Annotated in this window: 12 protein-coding genes; 9 read left to right on the top strand and 3 right to left on the bottom strand. The window is 66.2% G+C overall.

Features of this window, described 5'->3' with window-relative positions:
• The first annotated feature begins 55 nt into the window (after window positions 1-55).
• Entirely contained in the window at window positions 56-3,712 is a 3,657-nt protein-coding gene (locus ACP146_RS03645) for a hydantoinase B/oxoprolinase family protein (RefSeq protein ID WP_422365411.1), read from the top strand.
• Window positions 3,709-4,254, top strand: coding sequence for a winged helix DNA-binding protein (locus ACP146_RS03650; protein ID WP_422365412.1), 546 nt, complete (start codon window positions 3,709-3,711; stop codon window positions 4,252-4,254). The genes ACP146_RS03645 and ACP146_RS03650 overlap by 4 nt, the downstream gene beginning before the upstream one ends.
• Here ACP146_RS03650 and ACP146_RS03655 read toward each other — a convergent pair.
• Window positions 4,251-5,450, bottom strand: a complete 1,200-nt coding sequence (locus ACP146_RS03655) for an MFS transporter (RefSeq protein ID WP_422365413.1) — start codon at window positions 5,448-5,450, stop codon at window positions 4,251-4,253. The two genes, ACP146_RS03650 and ACP146_RS03655, sit on opposite strands and share 4 nt — an antisense overlap.
• A gap of 301 nt (window positions 5,451-5,751) precedes the next feature.
• Between ACP146_RS03655 and ACP146_RS03660 the strand changes: the two genes are divergently transcribed.
• Complete coding sequence (locus ACP146_RS03660) at window positions 5,752-6,291, top strand: GNAT family N-acetyltransferase (RefSeq protein ID WP_422365414.1); 540 nt, start codon at window positions 5,752-5,754, stop codon at window positions 6,289-6,291.
• Between the two features lie 55 nt (window positions 6,292-6,346).
• Here ACP146_RS03660 and ACP146_RS03665 read toward each other — a convergent pair whose 3' ends face one another.
• On the bottom strand, window positions 6,347-7,531 hold the full coding sequence (locus tag ACP146_RS03665) for an MFS transporter (RefSeq protein ID WP_422365415.1): 1,185 nt from the start codon (window positions 7,529-7,531) through the stop codon (window positions 6,347-6,349).
• 198 nt (window positions 7,532-7,729) lie between these two features.
• On the opposite strand from ACP146_RS03665, the gene ACP146_RS03670 reads away from it, so the two are divergent.
• From ACP146_RS03670 to ACP146_RS03695, 6 genes are all read left to right on the top strand, one after another.
• Window positions 7,730-8,473, top strand: coding sequence for an aspartate/glutamate racemase family protein (locus ACP146_RS03670; protein ID WP_422365416.1), 744 nt, complete (start codon window positions 7,730-7,732; stop codon window positions 8,471-8,473).
• A 154-nt stretch (window positions 8,474-8,627) separates the two neighbouring features.
• Complete coding sequence (locus tag ACP146_RS03675; protein ID WP_422365417.1) at window positions 8,628-9,629, top strand: TRAP transporter substrate-binding protein; 1,002 nt, start codon at window positions 8,628-8,630, stop codon at window positions 9,627-9,629.
• A 116-nt stretch (window positions 9,630-9,745) separates the two neighbouring features.
• Window positions 9,746-10,282, top strand: a complete 537-nt coding sequence (locus ACP146_RS03680; protein WP_422365418.1) for a TRAP transporter small permease — start codon at window positions 9,746-9,748, stop codon at window positions 10,280-10,282.
• Between the two features lie 13 nt (window positions 10,283-10,295).
• Window positions 10,296-11,603 (top strand): TRAP transporter large permease, encoded by a 1,308-nt coding sequence (locus tag ACP146_RS03685; protein ID WP_422365419.1) that lies wholly within the window; start codon window positions 10,296-10,298, stop codon window positions 11,601-11,603.
• 128 nt (window positions 11,604-11,731) lie between these two features.
• Complete coding sequence (locus tag ACP146_RS03690) at window positions 11,732-13,147, top strand: FAD-binding oxidoreductase (protein WP_422365420.1); 1,416 nt, start codon at window positions 11,732-11,734, stop codon at window positions 13,145-13,147.
• A gap of 58 nt (window positions 13,148-13,205) precedes the next feature.
• Window positions 13,206-15,998, top strand: a complete 2,793-nt coding sequence (locus ACP146_RS03695; RefSeq protein WP_422365421.1) for a cation-translocating P-type ATPase — start codon at window positions 13,206-13,208, stop codon at window positions 15,996-15,998.
• Window positions 15,999-16,004: 6 nt separating this feature from the next.
• Here the strand turns inward: ACP146_RS03695 and ACP146_RS03700 are convergent, their stop codons facing one another.
• Window positions 16,005-16,160 (bottom strand): hypothetical protein, encoded by a 156-nt coding sequence (locus tag ACP146_RS03700; protein ID WP_422365422.1) that lies wholly within the window; start codon window positions 16,158-16,160, stop codon window positions 16,005-16,007.
• Between the last annotated feature and the right edge of the window lie 87 nt (window positions 16,161-16,247).

Genomic DNA, 16,247 nt, shown 5'->3' on the forward strand with positions numbered 1-16,247 from the left:
AGGATGCGCCGAAGCGGCGTTTCCAAATCAAAGAGCCAGACGAACGGGGATAACGATGGACGGCGACAGCAGGCAGGCGGCTTGGCAATTCTGGATCGACCGGGGGGGTACCTTCACCGATGTGGTGGCGCGCAAACCCGGCGGCGAACTGGTGTCTCACAAGCTGTTGTCGGAGAACCCGGAGCAGTACAAGGACGCCGCCGTCCAGGGCATCCGGGAGCTGCTGGGCCTCGCCAAGGACGCTGCCCTGCCGCCGGGCGCGGTGGAGGCGGTGAAGATGGGCACCACGGTGGCCACCAACGCCCTGCTGGAGCGCAAGGGCGACCGCACCCTCTTCGTGACATCAGAGGGCTTCGGCGATCTGCTGCGCATCGGCTATCAGAACCGGCCCCGTCTCTTCGACCGCCACATCGTACTGCCGGAAATGCTCTATGAGCAGGTGATTGAGGTGACCGAGCGCGTTTCCGCTCAGGGCGAGATCGTGACGGTGCTGGAGGAGGAGGCCGCGCGGGCGGCTTTGCGGGCGGCCTATAACGACGGTATCCGCGGGGTCGCCATCGCCTTCATGCATGGCTACCGCTACCCCGATCACGAGAACCGTGTCGCCGTGATCGCCGAAGAGATCGGTTTCACCCAGATTTCCACCAGCCACGGCGTCAGCCCGCTGATGAAACTGGTCAGTCGCGGCGACACCACGGTGGTCGACGCCTATCTCTCGCCGATCCTCAGGCGCTATGTCGATCAGGTGGCCGGACAACTGGATGCGGACGCGCAGAAGGGCCCGCGCCTGATGTTCATGCAGTCCAACGGCGGCCTTACCGACGCGCGGCTGTTCCAGGGCAAGGACGCTATCCTCTCCGGCCCCGCCGGCGGCGTCGTCGGCATGGTGCGCACCGCAGCCATGGGCGGCTTCGAAAAGCTCATCGGTTTCGACATGGGCGGCACCTCCACCGACGTTTCGCATTATGACGGGGAGTTCGAGCGCACCTTCGAAACCCAGGTGGCCGGCGTGCGCATGCGCGCGCCGATGATGCACATCCACACCGTGGCGGCGGGCGGCGGCTCCATCCTGCACTTCGACGGCGCGCGCTACCGTGTCGGCCCGGATTCCGCCGGCGCCGATCCGGGCCCGGCCTGTTACCGCCGCGGCGGGCCCCTGGCGGTGACCGACTGCAACGTCATGCTGGGCAAGATCCAGCCGGCGCAATTCCCCAAGGTCTTCGGGCCCGGAGCGGACGAGGCCCTGGATGCCGAGGTGGTGCGCGAGAAGTTCTCTGCCCTGGCCGCAGAGATCGCCCGGGCGACCGGCAAGCCGCAGACGTCGCCGGAATCCGTCGCCGAGGGTTTCCTGCGCATCGCCGTGGAGAACATGGCCAACGCCATCAAGAAGATCTCGGTACAGCGCGGCTATGACGTCACCGAGTACACCCTCAACTGCTTCGGCGGGGCCGGCGGACAGCACGCCTGCCTGGTCGCCGACGCGCTGGGCATGACCCGGGTTTTCCTGCATCCCTTCGCCGGGGTGCTTTCGGCCTACGGCATGGGCCTGGCCGATGTCAGGGCGATCCGCGAACGCCAGATCGAGGCTGCCTTCGCCGCCGGCGTCACCGACGACATCGAAACGGCTTTCGGCGCGCTGGCGGCGGATGCCAAGGAAGAAGTGCTGACCCAGGGTGTCGACCCGGCGCGCATCGCCCTGGTCCACAAAGTGCAGCTACGCTACGAGGGCACAGACAGCCCGTTGCAGATCGACTTCGCCGATCTCGACGCCATGAAGGCGGCCTTCGAGGTGGCGCACAAGCAGCGCTTCGGCTTCATCGCGCCGGACCGCAACCTGGTGGTGGAGGCGGTCTCCGTCGAAGCCGTCGGCTCGACCGAAGCGGTCGCCGATCCCGAGCGCGAAGCGGCTGCTGACGCGAAGCCCGCCGAGCCCCTGGACCGGGTCGCCATGTATTCCCATGGCGAAAGCCACGAGACGCCGCTCTACGACCGCGACGCCCTGCTGCCCGGCCAGAAGGTCGACGGCCCGGCGGTGATCTTCGAGGCGACCGGCACCACGGTGGTGGAGCCGGGCTGGCAGGCGGAGATGACCGCGCGCGGTCATCTGGTGCTGGTGCGCATCGTCGCCCGCCCCAAGACCGAAGCCGTCGGCACCGAGGCCGACCCGGTGATGCTGGAGGTCTTCAACAACCTCTTCATGTCCATCGCCGAGCAGATGGGCGCGACCCTTTCCAACACCGCCTATTCGGTGAACATCAAGGAGCGGCTGGATTTCTCCTGCGCCATCTTCGACCCCGTCGGCAATCTGGTGGCCAACGCGCCGCATATGCCGGTGCACCTGGGCTCCATGGGCGAGTCCATCAAGACGGTGATCCGCGAGAATGCCGGTAGCATGAAACCGGGCAACGTCTATGCGCTGAACGCGCCCTACAACGGCGGCACCCACCTGCCGGACGTGACGGTCATCACCCCGGTCTTCGACGATGCGGGTGAGGAGATCCTGTTCTACGTCGGCTCGCGCGGCCACCACGCCGACATCGGCGGGCGCACTCCGGGCTCGGCGCCGCCGGACTCCACCGTCATTGAGGAGGAGGGCGTGCTGATCGACAACTTCCTCTTGGTGGAGGAGGGCGTGCTGCGCGATGCCGAGACCCTGGCGCTCTTAAAGTCCGGCAAGTATCCCTGCCGCAATCCGCAGCAGAACATGGCCGACCTCGGCGCTCAGATCGCCGCCAACGAAACCGGCGTGCAGGAGGTGCGCAAGATGCTCGCCCACTTCGGCTTCGACGTGGTGCAGGCCTATATGCGCCATGTGCAGGACAACGCGGAGGAATCGGTGCGCCGGGTGCTCGACGTGCTGAAGGACGGGGAATTCACCTATCCGCTGGACAACGGCAGTCAGATCCAGGTGAAGATCACGGTGGACAAGCAGGCACGCGAAGCCCTGATCGATTTCACCGGCACCTCGCCCCAGGACAGCGGCAACTACAACGCGCCGACCGCCGTCTGCAAGGCAGCGGTGCTCTATGTCTTCCGCACCCTGGTGGAAGACGAAATCCCGCTGAACGAGGGCTGCCTGAAACCGCTGAAGCTGAAGATCCCTGAACGCTCCATGATCAGCCCGGAATATCCGGCGGCGGTCATCTCCGGCAATACAGAGGTCTCCCAGTGCATCACCGATGCGCTTTACGGCGCGCTCGGCGTGCTGGCCTCGGCCCAGGGCACCATGAACAACTTCGTCTACGGCAACGATCAGTATCAGAACTACGAGACCATCTGCGGCGGCACCGGCGCCGGGCCGGACCACGACGGCACCTCCGCCGTGCACTCCCACATGACCAACACCCGGATGACCGACCCGGAGGTGCTGGAGTGGCGCTTCCCTGTCAGGCTGGAGGCCTTCCGCATCCGCCACGGCTCCGGCGGCGCGGGCAAGCATCGCGGCGGCGACGGCGTCATCCGGCGCATGCGCTTCCTGGAACCCATGACCGCCACCATCCTGTCGCTGCACCGCGCCACCGACCCCTACGGCCTCGACGGCGGCGGGCCGGGTCAGCGCGGCCGCAACACGGTGCGCCGCGCCGACGGTTCGGAGGATCTGCTGAAAGGCAGCGACGAGACGGAGATGCAGGCTGGCGATGTCTTCGTCATCGAAACACCGGGCGGCGGCGGCTACGGTCTTGCCGCCGAGCGGGCGGAGGCAGCGGAATGAGTGAGGGAAAAACAAAAACAGCGAAGCGCCGCAACATCGTCTCCTCGGCCCATCTGGTCTCGGAAAGGGCGGCGGAGCTGAGTTCCTTCGAGTACGGCCTCTACATCGCCTCCAACGCTTTCGAGCGCTGGATCGTCAGATGCATGGCGGCGGCGGGCCTGCCGGAGCTGGGTTCCCTCGATGTTATGGTGCTGCACACCGTGAACCACCGCGCCCGCGACAAGCGCCTCGCCGACATCTGCTTCGTCCTCAACATCGAAGACAGCCACACGGTGAACTACGCGCTGAAAAAGCTCGCCCGCCTCGGCCTCGTCGCCGGCGACAAGCGCGGCAAGGAAATCTTCTACGCGACGACGGCGGAGGGCGCCGAGGTCTGCGCGAAGTACCGCGAGGTGCGGGAAGCCTGTCTGGTGAATTCCTTCAGCGCCTTCGCCGGCGAAAAAGGCGAAGACCTCAACGCCGAAATCGGCCAGGCCGCCGACCTGCTGCGGGCGTTGTCGGGGCTCTACGATCAGGCGGCAAGATCAGCGACGAGTCTTTAGGGATTCATTGTCTCCGCCGCTTCCGCTGCTTTGTACTCCCGCCGCGCCAGCGGAATGCGCAGCACCAGCAGGGCGAGCAGCAGGAAGACCAGGCCGAAGAGGGCCATCATGGCGTCGGGGCCGAAGCCGTCCAGCACCGTGCCGCCGAGCAGCGGGCCGAGGCCGCCGCCGATGCCGTAGATGAAGGCGAAGCTGGCCGAACCGGCAAGCAGGAGGGGACCGGAGAAACGCTCCCCCAGCACCGTCAGTGCACCGGTATAGAGCGCAAAGCTGACGCCGCCGAGGATCACCAGCAGGGGCCAGAACAGCCAGCCCTGGTGCAGGACGACGGGCAGCAGGGCGCAGGACACTGCCGCGACGAGGCCGCAGCCGGCGATGACCGCGGGGCGGGAGAAGCGGTCGAGCAGCCAGCCCACCGGGAACTGCGCGGCGACCATGCCGATCATCAGGGCCGAGAGGGCCGCGGCGGCGATCTCCGGCGAGAAGCCGGAGCGCAGCATATAGATCGGCAGCAGGGTCATGGCGGCGGCATCGAAGAAGGCGAAGACGAAGACCACGCCGGTCAAGAGCGCCGCCACCTTCATGAAGAGGCCGAGGGCGGCGAGGCGCATTTCGGTGAGGCCTTCGGCGGAGCGGCGGCGCAGCGGCAGCATGGCCAGAACCGAGCCGCCGACGATGGCCGCACCGACCATGAAGGGCAGGCTGCCGGTGCCGCCGAGGACCACCAGCAGCAGCGGGCCGGCGGCAAAGCCCGCCGCCATCACCGTGGCGTAGACCCCGATGACCCGGCCGCGGATGCGCTCCGCCGTTACCGTGTTCAGCCAGGCCTCCGAAACCACGAAGATCGCGTTCAGGCTGGCCCCGACGATGATGCGCAGCGGGAACCAGTGCACTTCCGGGTTGGTCACCGGAAACAACAGCATCCCGGCGGCGGCAATCAACAGGCTGAGGACGACGAGGCGAAAGCCGCCGAGCAGGCGGATCAGGCGCGGCAGGAAGAAGGTCGAGAGGACCAGGCCGACGCCGGTCATGGCGCCGTTCAGGCCGATGGCGAAATCGCTCATGCCCGCCTCCGCCATCATCAGCGACAGCAGCGGATAGGTCAGGCCGAGGGCGAGGCCGAAGACGCCGATGCAGGCGATCAGGGCGGCGACGCAGGGCCAGTCGGTCCGGGGTTCTTCGAAAGCGGCTTCCATGACCGGACGATGCCACGGATTGCCGCGCCGTGGATATCCGAATTCGCACTGGAATGCGCAAGGGCGTCAATTCGCCGCCCTCGGTTGTTGCAGGGGCCATAGGGGCGGTCATCGTGCCGGCGGCGCACCCCCACCCCAACCCTCCCCCCATCGAGGGGGGAGGGTTGGGGTGGGGGTGACAGCCGCGCCGAACCCTATTGTCAGCCACCTTTACCACCGCTGTCGCCAGCAGCCTGAAACCCGCCTGCTTCGAACCGCGTAAATGGGAACAGTCGCCGCATCCCCGCCAGCGGGAGATGTCATGTTCGCCGGAAAACCCGAGTTCACCCTGCGCCGCGCCGCGCCGTATGACGCCAAGGCTGTGCAGGATCTGATGTACGCCGCCTTCGCCCGCCACGTTCCCGCCCTGGGCCGTAAGCCGCGACCAATGCTGGCCAATTATGCCCTGGCAGTGCGCGCCCATCAGGTCTGGGTGGTGGCGGAAACGCCGCCCCCCGGAACAGATGGGCCGGAGGAAGAACCGGCAAATGACAACCGCTGCTCCCACGTCCTGATCCCCGATCCCCTTATCGCCGCTCTGGAACTGATCGAGGGGGAGCGGCATCTTATGATCCAGGCCATTGCCGTGCGGCCGGACCGCCAGCGCCGCGGTCTCGGCCGGGCGCTGATGCAACTCGCGGAAGCGGAGGCCAAACGCCAGGGCCGCGCATTGTTGAGACTGAACAGCCCAGATGTGATGACCGAGAGTCTCTCCCTCTGCGAAGCCCTCGGCTTCCGCGAAACCCATCGTCAGGCTTCCTGGGACAGCCAGATCGTTTTCCTGGAAAAGGTGCTGGCGTGACGGGATTGTCGACGTGATTGGGGGAAGCAGACTCTTTGCGCGGGTCCTGCTTGGTCTAGGCACCCTTGCCCCGGCGCAGGCAGAACAGGGTGGTGGCGCAGAACAGGGCGGCCAGCAGGTAGGGGACGGAATCCGGCCCCAGGCTGTAGAGCGCGGCGCCGCCGGCCAGGGGGCCGAGGGCGCTGCCGAGGCCGTAGACCACGGCGAGGCAGGTGGTGCCGGCGACCAGGGGCGCCCCGCTGTAGCCTTCGCCGAGCAGGGTGATGGCGCCGGTGTAGAGCCCGACGGCCAAGCCGCCGAGCAGCAGCAGCAGGGCGCCGAGCAGCCAGACGGTGTCCAGGCTCGACGGGATGGCAAAGCAGCAGAGCGCGGAAGCCAGCGTGCAGAGGGCCATGACCCGGCGGCGCGTGAAGCGGTCGAGCAGCCAGCCGATGAAGGGTTGTAGAATCACCATGCCGATCAGCAGGCAGGCCAGGGCGGCGCTCGCCTCCTCGCCGGTGAAACCGCCTTCGATGAAATAGATCGGCAGGATGACCAGGGCGGTGCCGTCGAAAAGTGAGTAGACCAGCACCAGCATGGCCAGCAGCGGTGCGAGGCGGAAGAAACCGACGACGGCCCCCAAGTCGAGGCCGTCGAAAGCGTTCATCGACTCCCGGCGGCCGGGCCTTCCCTGCAGCGGCAGAACCGTCAGGGCGGCCAGCAAAACGAGTCCGGCGCAGGCCAGAAAGGGCAGGGCCCCCTCGTCGCCGAGCAGCAGGATGAGCAGGGGCCCAAGGGCAAAACCCGCCGCCATGACGGCGGTGAAGGCGCCGACGATGCGGCCGCGCTGGGCCTCCAGCGAGGCGTTGTTCAGCCAGACCTCGGTGACGATGAAGGCGATGTTCATGAAGCAGCCCAGCGCAAAGCGCAGCAGATACCAGACGCTTTCCACATCGCTGTAGGGCGCGGCGGCGAGGCAGAGGCTGGCCCCGGCGATGCCGCCGGCCAGCAGCCGCAAGGGGCCGCAGCGGATCAGCAGCGCCGGCAGAACGAGGTTGGAGGCGAGCAGGCCGAAGCCGGTCATGGCGCCGCTGAGGCCGATGGTGAAATCGTCGGCGCCCTGGCGTTCCATCACCAGGGAGAACAGCGGATAGCTGAAGCCCAACCCCAGCCCGCAGATACCCATGGCGGCGGTGAGCAGGCTGACGGCGGTCCAGTCGGTAGCGGCCGGCGCACGCACCGAGACTTCAGCGGCTTGCATCCGGATGTTTTCCGTTTGGCCCGAGGTTCTTTGGGTAGGGGCTGTTTGGGCCGTGGCGGCGACCGTGTCCATGGCCGGCAGCATGCCCGCGGCAAGTCTTTTCCGGCAGAGGGGGATCGGGATGACGGCGGCCCCTACGGGAGTACTCCCTTGGACGCGGGATACTCTCTTTTGGCCGGCTTGGTTTAGAGTGCGGCCATGGCTTTGCTGAACCCGCCCGTATTGGGCGTCCTGATGCTGAAAACCGGCTTTCCGCGGCCGCCGGGCGATGTCGGCAATCCGGCGACCTGGCCCTGCCGCTGCTTCTATAAAGTGGTAGAGCCCGCCTCGGTGGCGGCGGTGGTGACCGACCAGACACTGCCCGACAGCCTTGTGGATGCCTTTGCCGAGGCCGGGATGGCGCTGGTGGCCGAGGGCGCGACGCTGCTCACCACCTCCTGCGGATTTCTGGTCACGGCCCAGGAAGATCTGCAGGCGCGGCTGCCGGTGCCGCTGGTCACCTCCAGCCTGCTGCAGATCCCGACGGTTGCCGCAAGTCTGCCGGCAGGCAGGCGGGTCGGCGTCATCACCTTTGATTCGCGCAGGCTTTCCCCGGCGCACCTGGCGGCTGCCGGGGCGCCGCCGGATACGCCGGTCGCCGGTCTGGAGGACGGACGGGAACTCCACCGTGTCATCGCCCAAGATCTTCCCGATCTGGACAGCGCCCTGGCGGAGGCCGATGTCCTGGCCGCCGGGCGGGCCTTGGCCCGGGATCATCCGGATCTGGGCGCCTTGGTGCTGGAATGCACCAACCTGCCGCCTTACCGGGCGGCGCTTTCGGCGGCGCTCGGCCTGCCGATCTATGACCTGCCCGGCCTGATCGGCGAAAAACACCTGGCTGCCGCTTACCAGCGGCGCGGTGAAAACCCGCCGCCACCGGGGGATTGGGCGGTTCAAAAATAAAACGTTTATATTTTATCGATAAAATGTAATTATAAGGGCGCTGGTTGCCTGACGGCCACGCGGATGGCTAAAGTCGGGGACCGGCCCCGGGAAAATCGGGAAGAGATCGCGGAGGCCTGAACCTCCGGGAAAAGGCCAGACAGGGAGAACAAGAATGAAAAGTTTCGTCAGAAATCCCGGCGGGAAATCCGTTGGGGCCATCGTTTCGGCTGCCGCTTTCGCGCTGGCGGCTTCGACCGCCCTGGCGGCGGAAAAGTGGGACATGCCGCTGGCCTATTCCGCCAGCAACTATCACTCCGAAAACGCGGCCAAGTTCGCCGAGGCGGTCACCAAGGCCTCCGGCGGCGAACTGGAGATCGTCGCCCATCCCGGCGGCTCGCTGTTCAAGGGGGGAGAGATCTACCGGGCGATCCGCACCGGACAGGCACCGATCGGTGAGAGGCTGATTTCGGCCCTGGGCAATGAGGACCCGCTGTTTGAGATCGATGCCCTGCCGTTCCTGGCCACCAGCTTCGATGATTCCTGGAACCTCTACCAGGCCTCGAAACCCAAGCTGGAAAAGACCTTGGACGAGGCCGGCCTGAAGCTGCTTTATGCCGTGCCCTGGCCGCCCCAGGGGCTCTACAACAAGACCGCCGTCGGCAGCACCGCCGATATGAAGGGTGTGAAGTTCCGCGCCTACAACGCTGCAACCTCGCGCCTTGCCGAACTGATGGGCGCGGTGCCGACCAAGATCGAGGCCGCGGAGTTGACCCAGGCCTTTGCCACCGGTGTCGCCCAGTCCATGATCTCCTCCGGGTCGACCGGCTATGACCGCAAGATCTGGGAGCATGTGAAGTACTGGTACGACGTCCAGGCCTGGCTGCCCAAGAACATGGTGATCGTCAATCAGGCGGCCTGGGACGGGCTCGACGAAGGCCTGCAGAAGATCGTGCTGGACGAGTCCGCCAAGGCCGAGCAGGCGGGCTGGGACAAGGCCCGCGAACTGGCCGACTGGTACAAGGAACAGCTCGCGGCCAACGGCATGGAAGTGGGCCCGCCGAGCGATACCCTGAAGGCGGACTTCGAGGCGATCGGCGCCACCATGACCAAGGAATGGTTGGAAAAAACCGGTGCCGACGGCCAAGCCGTGATCGACGCCTACAAGGCAATGTAACGCCGGAGAAGCAAGGGGCGGCGGTGGAAACCGCCGCCCTTTTTCCATCACCTACGCGAAACGCCGGCGGGCTGAGGCTGTTGCCCGGTTAAGCGGAAAGTTTGGGAGACCATCTCATGCAGGGGGGCCTCATGCAGGGGGGCATGTGGGGCGGGCTGCGCAAGGCGCTTGACCGTCTTTACCTCGCCGGCGGCATCCTCGCCGGCCTGTTTCTCATCGCCATTGCCGTGCTGGTGCTGCTCAGCATTGTCTCGCGGCTCCTGGGGATCTTCGTGCCCGGCCTGTCGGAATACGCCGGCTATGCCATGGCCGCCTCGTCTTTCTTTGCCCTGGCCTACACCTTCGGCAGGGGCGGGCACATCCGGGTGAATCTGGTGCTCACGAAGTTCTCCGGCACGCGGCGCCGGCTGGCGGAGCTCTGGTGTCTTGCCGCCGGCAGTTTCCTGGCCGGCTATCTCGCCTGGTACAGCGTGAAGATGGTGCGGGTCTCGCACATGCTCGGCGACATCAGCGAAGGCTCCGACGCCATTCACCTCTGGATCCCGCAGCTCAGCATGGCGGCGGGGGCGGTCCTGCTGGCCGTTGCCCTCGTCGACCGTCTGATCTCCGTTGCCGCCGGCGCGCCGCTGGTCGCCGAGCAGACCAGCAAATAGGGGGGCAACGATCATGGAACAACTCGTCCTCACCCTGGTCTTCCTGACCGTTCTCTTCTTCCTGCTGGGCAGCGGCGTCTGGGTCGGCCTGTCGCTGCTGGGCGTGGCGCTGACCGGCATGCTGCTGTTCACGACGCGGCCGGCAGGCGATGCCATGGCGACGACGATCTGGGCCGCCTCGTCGTCCTGGACTCTGACCGCCCTGCCGCTGTTCATCTGGATGGGCGAGATACTCTTTCGAACGCGCTTGAGCGAGGATCTCTTCAAGGGGCTTTCGCCCTGGCTCGGCCGGCTGCCGGGGCGACTGCTGCACGTCAATGTGGCGGGCTGTGCGCTCTTCGCGGCGATCTCCGGTTCCTCCGCCGCCACGGTCGCCACGGTCGGCAAGATGTCGATCCCCGAGCTGCGCCGCCGCGAGTATCCGGAGAGCATGATCATCGGCACCCTGGCCGGTGCCGGCACCTTGGGTCTGCTGATCCCGCCCTCGATCATTCTCATCGTCTATGGCGTCACGGTGAACGAGTCCATCGCCGGCCTGTTCATGGCCGGGGTCTTCCCCGGCATCATGCTGGCGCTGCTGTTCATGGGCTACATCATCGTCCGGGCGCTGATGGACCCGGCGTCCATGCCGCCGAAGGAGGCAGCAAGTAACCTCTTACAAAAGCTCCGCGCCTCGGTGTCCCTGATGCCGGTGGTTGCCTTGATCGTCGGTGTGCTGGGGTCGATCTACGCCGGGCTGGCGACGGCGACCGAGGCCGCCGTTCTGGGTGTGGTCGGGGCGCTGCTGCTGTCCTTCCTGCAGGGCTCGCTTACCTGGAAGAGTTTCACCGCAAGCCTGATGGGGGCGACCCGTACTTCCTCCATGATCGCGCTGATTCTCGGCGGGGCAGCTTTTTTGTCGCTGGCCATGGGCTTCACCGGTCTGCCGCGTAACCTGGCCAGTTGGATCGGCGCTTTGGAGCTTTCGCCCCTGGCCCTGATTGTCGCCCTGACGGTTTTCTACATCATTCTGGGCTGCTTCCTCGACGGCATTTCGGCGGTGGTGCTGACCATGGCGGTGGTCGAACCCATGGTCCGCCAGGCCGGTTTCGACATGCTCTGGTTCGGCATTTTTCTGGTCATCGTGGTGGAGATGGCGCAGATCACGCCGCCGGTCGGCTTCAACCTCTTTGTCCTTCAGGGCATGACCGACCACGAGATGCCCTACATCGCCAAGGCCGCCCTGCCGATGTTCGGTATCATGGTCTTGGCGGTGATTCTGGTGGTGGCCTTTCCGGAGATCGCCACCTGGCTGCCGGCGCAGATGCGGACCGGTCCCTAGATTTGTTCAACAAGGGATTGGTTTATTAAGAGGACCAATGCCCTGCAGCGATCTGTTCCTCAAAGCGTGATTTGCACTGTATGCGGGTCCTGCTGCTATAGTGCGGCCGCTCTAAAGGAACCGAAGCCATGGCAGAAGCAGCGCATAAACAAGGCGATCAAGAAGACGCCGCCGTACCCGACGATCCGCTTATAGAAGCCCTGCGGGGTCTTCTCGGCGACCGGCTCTCCACCGCCAAGGCGGTGCGCGAACATCACGGCGATGATCTTTCCTTTCATCCCATGTCGGCGCCCGATGCGGTGGCCTTTGCAAAGTCCACCGAAGAAGTCTCAGAGATTGTGAAGCTCTGCGCAGCGCACAACCGGCCGGTCGTCGCTTTCGGCGCCGGCACCTCCCTGGAGGGGCAGGTTCAGGCACCGCCCGGCGGCATCTGCATCGACCTCGGCGGCATGGACGAGATCCTGGAGGTCAACCAGGCGGACCTGGATTGCCGGGTGCAGGCCGGGGTGACCCGCAAGACCCTGAACACCCATCTGCGCGACACCGGCCTGTTCTTTCCCATCGACCCCGGTGCCGACGCCTCGCTCGGCGGCATGGCGGCGACCTCGGCCTCCGGCACCAACGCGGTGCGCTACGGCACCATGCGCGACAACGTGATGGGCTTGACCGTCGTGCTGGCCGACGGGCGGATCATCCGCACCGGCGGGCGGTCGCGCAAGTCGTCCTCCGGCTACGACCTGACCCGTCTTTTTGTCGGCTCGGAAGGCACCTTGGGGATCATCACAGAGGTGCAGTTGCGTCTCTACGGTATTCCCGAGGCGATGACCGCCGCCGTCTGTTCCTTCGACAGTCTGGCCGGCGCGGTTGATACCGTGATCCTGACCATCCAGTCCGGCATACCGGTGGCGCGGATCGAACTGCTCGACGAGCATCAGGTCGACGCGGTGAACCGTTATTCCAAGCTCGAGCTGCCCTTGAAGCCGACCCTGTTCTTCGAGTTCCACGGCACCGAGGCCTGGGCCAAGGAACAGGCGGAGTTGGCCGGGGAGATCGCCGAGGGTTTCGGCGGTTCCAACTTCGAATGGGCGGCCAAACAGGAAGACCGCAACAAGCTGTGGCAGGCGCGCCATGACGTCTGGTTCGCCAACCTCGCCCTGAAGCCCGGCGCCAAGGGTTGGGCGACCGATGTCTGCGTGCCGATCTCCAGACTTGCCGAGTGCATTCTCGAGACCCGCAAGGATATCGACGAGACCGGCGTGGTGGCGCCCATCGTCGGCCATGTCGGCGACGGCAACTTCCACCTGACCTTTCTTCTCGATCCCGGCGATGCCGAAGGCCTTGCAAAGGCCGAGGCGGTGAACGAGCGCATGGTCATGCGGGCCCTGTCCATGGGCGGCACCTGCACCGGCGAACACGGTGTCGGCAGCAGCAAGAAGAAGTTCCTCCAGGCCGAGCATGGCGAGGCTGTATCGGTTATGCGCCAACTGAAAGTCGCCCTGGACCCTCAGAACCTGATGAATCCGGGCAAGATCCTGACGATCTGAAGCGGATGACCACAGAGGCTTGCGGGCGGCTTCTGCCGCGCGCATCCTCTGCGCTGCCATGACAGCTTCGTCAGAGTCGCCCCGTTCTGAACTTAGCGATGCCGAGCGCCGGTCCCGCAAGCGGCCGGCACCCGCCGCGACGGCTTGGCACACGCTCAGCCCGGCCGAGGCGCTGGCCGCCCAAAAAGTGGATGCCGAGGGTCTGTCGGAGGACGAGGCTGCACGACGGCTTGCCAGCCAAGGCCCCAATCGCTTGCCGCGCCCGGCCCGGGCCGGCCCCTTCGTTCTCTATGTCAGGCAGTTCAGGAGTCCGCTGGTCTACCTGCTGCTGGCGGCGACCGTGGTATCGCTTTTCGTTGGGGAATGGAGCGACGCCGTCTTCATTTTCGCCGTTCTGCAGCTCAACGCGGTGATCGGTGCCTTGCAGGAGTGGCGGGCGGAAAACGCCGCCGCGGCGCTCGACGCCATGATGCGAAACCGTGTCGTGGTCCTGCGCGCCGGATCGTCCCGGGAAGTCGATGCGGCCGAACTCGTTTGCGGCGACGTCGTGCGCCTTGAATCCGGCGGGCGGGTTCCGGCGGATCTTCGGCTGCTCTCTCAGCAGGAGCTGGCGGTCGACGAATCCCTTCTGACCGGCGAGTCTCTGCCGGTGGATAAGGATGCCGAGACCTTGGCTCCGGCGGCAGCCCCCCTGCCGCAGCGTTGCAACCAGCTTTTTGCCGGTACCACGGTGTTGACCGGCCGGGCGCTCGCCCTGGTCGTCGCCTGCGGCAGCAACACCCAGATCGGCTTGATCGCCAAGGTCCTGGCGCAGCCGGATCAGGCTCCGCCGCCCTTGATCGCCCGTCTGGAATCCGTCAGCCGCCTGATCGGCTTCGCCACGCTGGCGGCGATCGCCATTCTCGCCGCCGTGCAGTTGGCTCAGGGTGTTTCCCTGCTCACCGTGTTCCTGGTGGCCGTCGCGCTGGCGGTCGCGGCGATTCCCGAAGGGCTGCCGGTTGCCATAACCGTGGCCCTGTCGATCGCGACCGCCCGTATGGCCCGCCGCAATGTCATCGTCCGTGCCCTGCCGGCGGTCGAGGGTCTCGGCGCCTGCACCCTGATTGCCAGCGACAAGACCGGCACGCTGACCTGCAACGAACTGACGGTGAAGCAGATCCTTCTCTTCGACGACGCCGGTCCGGCGGTCTCGGCCTCGGTCGGCGGGGAAGGGTACCACCGCGAGGGAGGCCTCGATGTCGATGGCCGTGCACCCTCGCAGCAGGAGCTCGCGGGCTTTTCGGATCTGGCCCGCAGCGCCGCCATCTGCAACGAAGCTGAAGTTGTCTTTGAGGAAGACAGCGTCGAGGTGCTTGGCGACACGGTCGACGTCGCGTTTCTCGTCCTTGCGGCCAAGCTGGATGTCGATCCGCGCGGAACCAGGAGCGATCAGCAGCTCGGCATGATTCCCTATGAACCGCAACGCCGTTTCGCCGCCACCTTTGTGGCCGGCACCGAGGACCAGCCCGGGGAGGCCGACGGCGGCGCCACGGTCTATGTGAAGGGCGCATTGGAAGCCCTGCTGCCGATGTGCGACGGACTGGATGGAGAGCGGGCCCTGGCGGCGGCGGCGGCCATGGCGGGCCGGGGCTATCGGGTGCTGGCGGTGGCGCGGGGCGCGGTGTCGCGCGATTCGGCGCAGCGGGCCGACCCGGCAGCGCTGCGCTATCTGAGGCTTCTGGGCCTGGTCGGGCTGATGGATCCGCTGCGCCCGGAGGTGCCGGCGGCCCTGCGGCGTTGCGGGCAGGCAGGGGTCTCCGTCGTCATGGTGACCGGCGATCATCCGGAAACCGCACGGGCCATCGGCCGCGAGCTCGGCCTGGGTCTGGGTGAGGGCGCGCGAAATGCGGGGACTGGCGGCGAACCGGCGGTGGTCACCGGCGGCATGTTGAGCCGCGCCGGTGCAGGAAGCGAAGAATTCGATGCCCTGGTGCAGGGCGCCGATGTCTTCGCCAGGGTCGAGCCGGTTCAGAAGCTGCAGATCGTCCAGGCGCTGCAGCGTGCCGGCCATCTGGTCGCGGTCACCGGTGACGGCGTGAACGATGCGCCGGCCCTGGCCACCGCGGACATCGGGGTTGCCATGGGCGCGGGCGGGACCGACGTCGCCAGAGGTGCCGCCGATCTGATTCTGACCGATGACAACTTCACCTCCATCGTCGGCGGTATCGAAGAAGGCCGGATCGCCTACGACAACATCCGCAAGCTGATCTACCTGCTGATTTCAACCGGCTTGGGGGAGATCGTTCTGTTTCTTCTGGCAATTCTGGCGGGCCTGCCGCTGCCGCTCTTTGCCGTGCAACTGTTGTGGCTCAACCTGGTCACCAACGGCATCCAGCATGTGGCCCTGGCGCTGGAGAAGGGCGAACCGGGTGTCTTGCGGCGCCAGCCGCGGCCGCCGGATGAGCAGTTGTTTGACCGGCGGATGGTCGGTCAGGTGATGGCTGCCGGCAGCTACATGGGTGGCTGCGCCTTTGTCTTCTACTATTGGTGTCTGGCCAGCGGCCTGGCGGAGGAGGAGGCCCGCAACCTGGTGCTGCTGTTGATGGTGTTGTTCGAGAACGTCCATGCCATCAATGCCCGCTCCGAACGCTTGTCGGCCTTTGCCGTGCCGCTTATGGCCAATCCGTTTCTGATTTTGGCGGTTCTGGCCGCCCAGGCGCTGCATATGGCGGCTCTCTACATGCCGGGGCTCAGCACCGTCCTGGTGGTGCAGCCGGTCAGCTTCGGCGACTGGCTGCTGGTCGCCGGCTTGGCGCTTTCACTCCTGGGCGTGATGGAACTCTGGAAGTGGCTGGTGGTGCGGCGCGGTTAAGGCAGGCTAGACCGGCTCGTCCTTTGCGGGATCGGTCTCGCCGGCCGCTTCGTCCTGGTTCTCGGATTCCTTGCGGCGTTGCCGCTCCTCCTGCTGTTCGCGCAGCCGGCGCTCGCGCTCGGCACGGTAGGAATCCAGGTCGACGATCTTTCCCATTGGCATTACCACTTATCCGCCGGTCTCGTCCGCGGCCCCGCGGTCGCCGCAGCCTGCATCTCTATGGGCTGCGATCTTTACTGGACGACCAGA

It is taken from the genome of Pelagibius sp. (assembly GCF_965249265.1).
GTDB lineage: Bacteria > Pseudomonadota > Alphaproteobacteria > Kiloniellales > Kiloniellaceae > Pelagibius.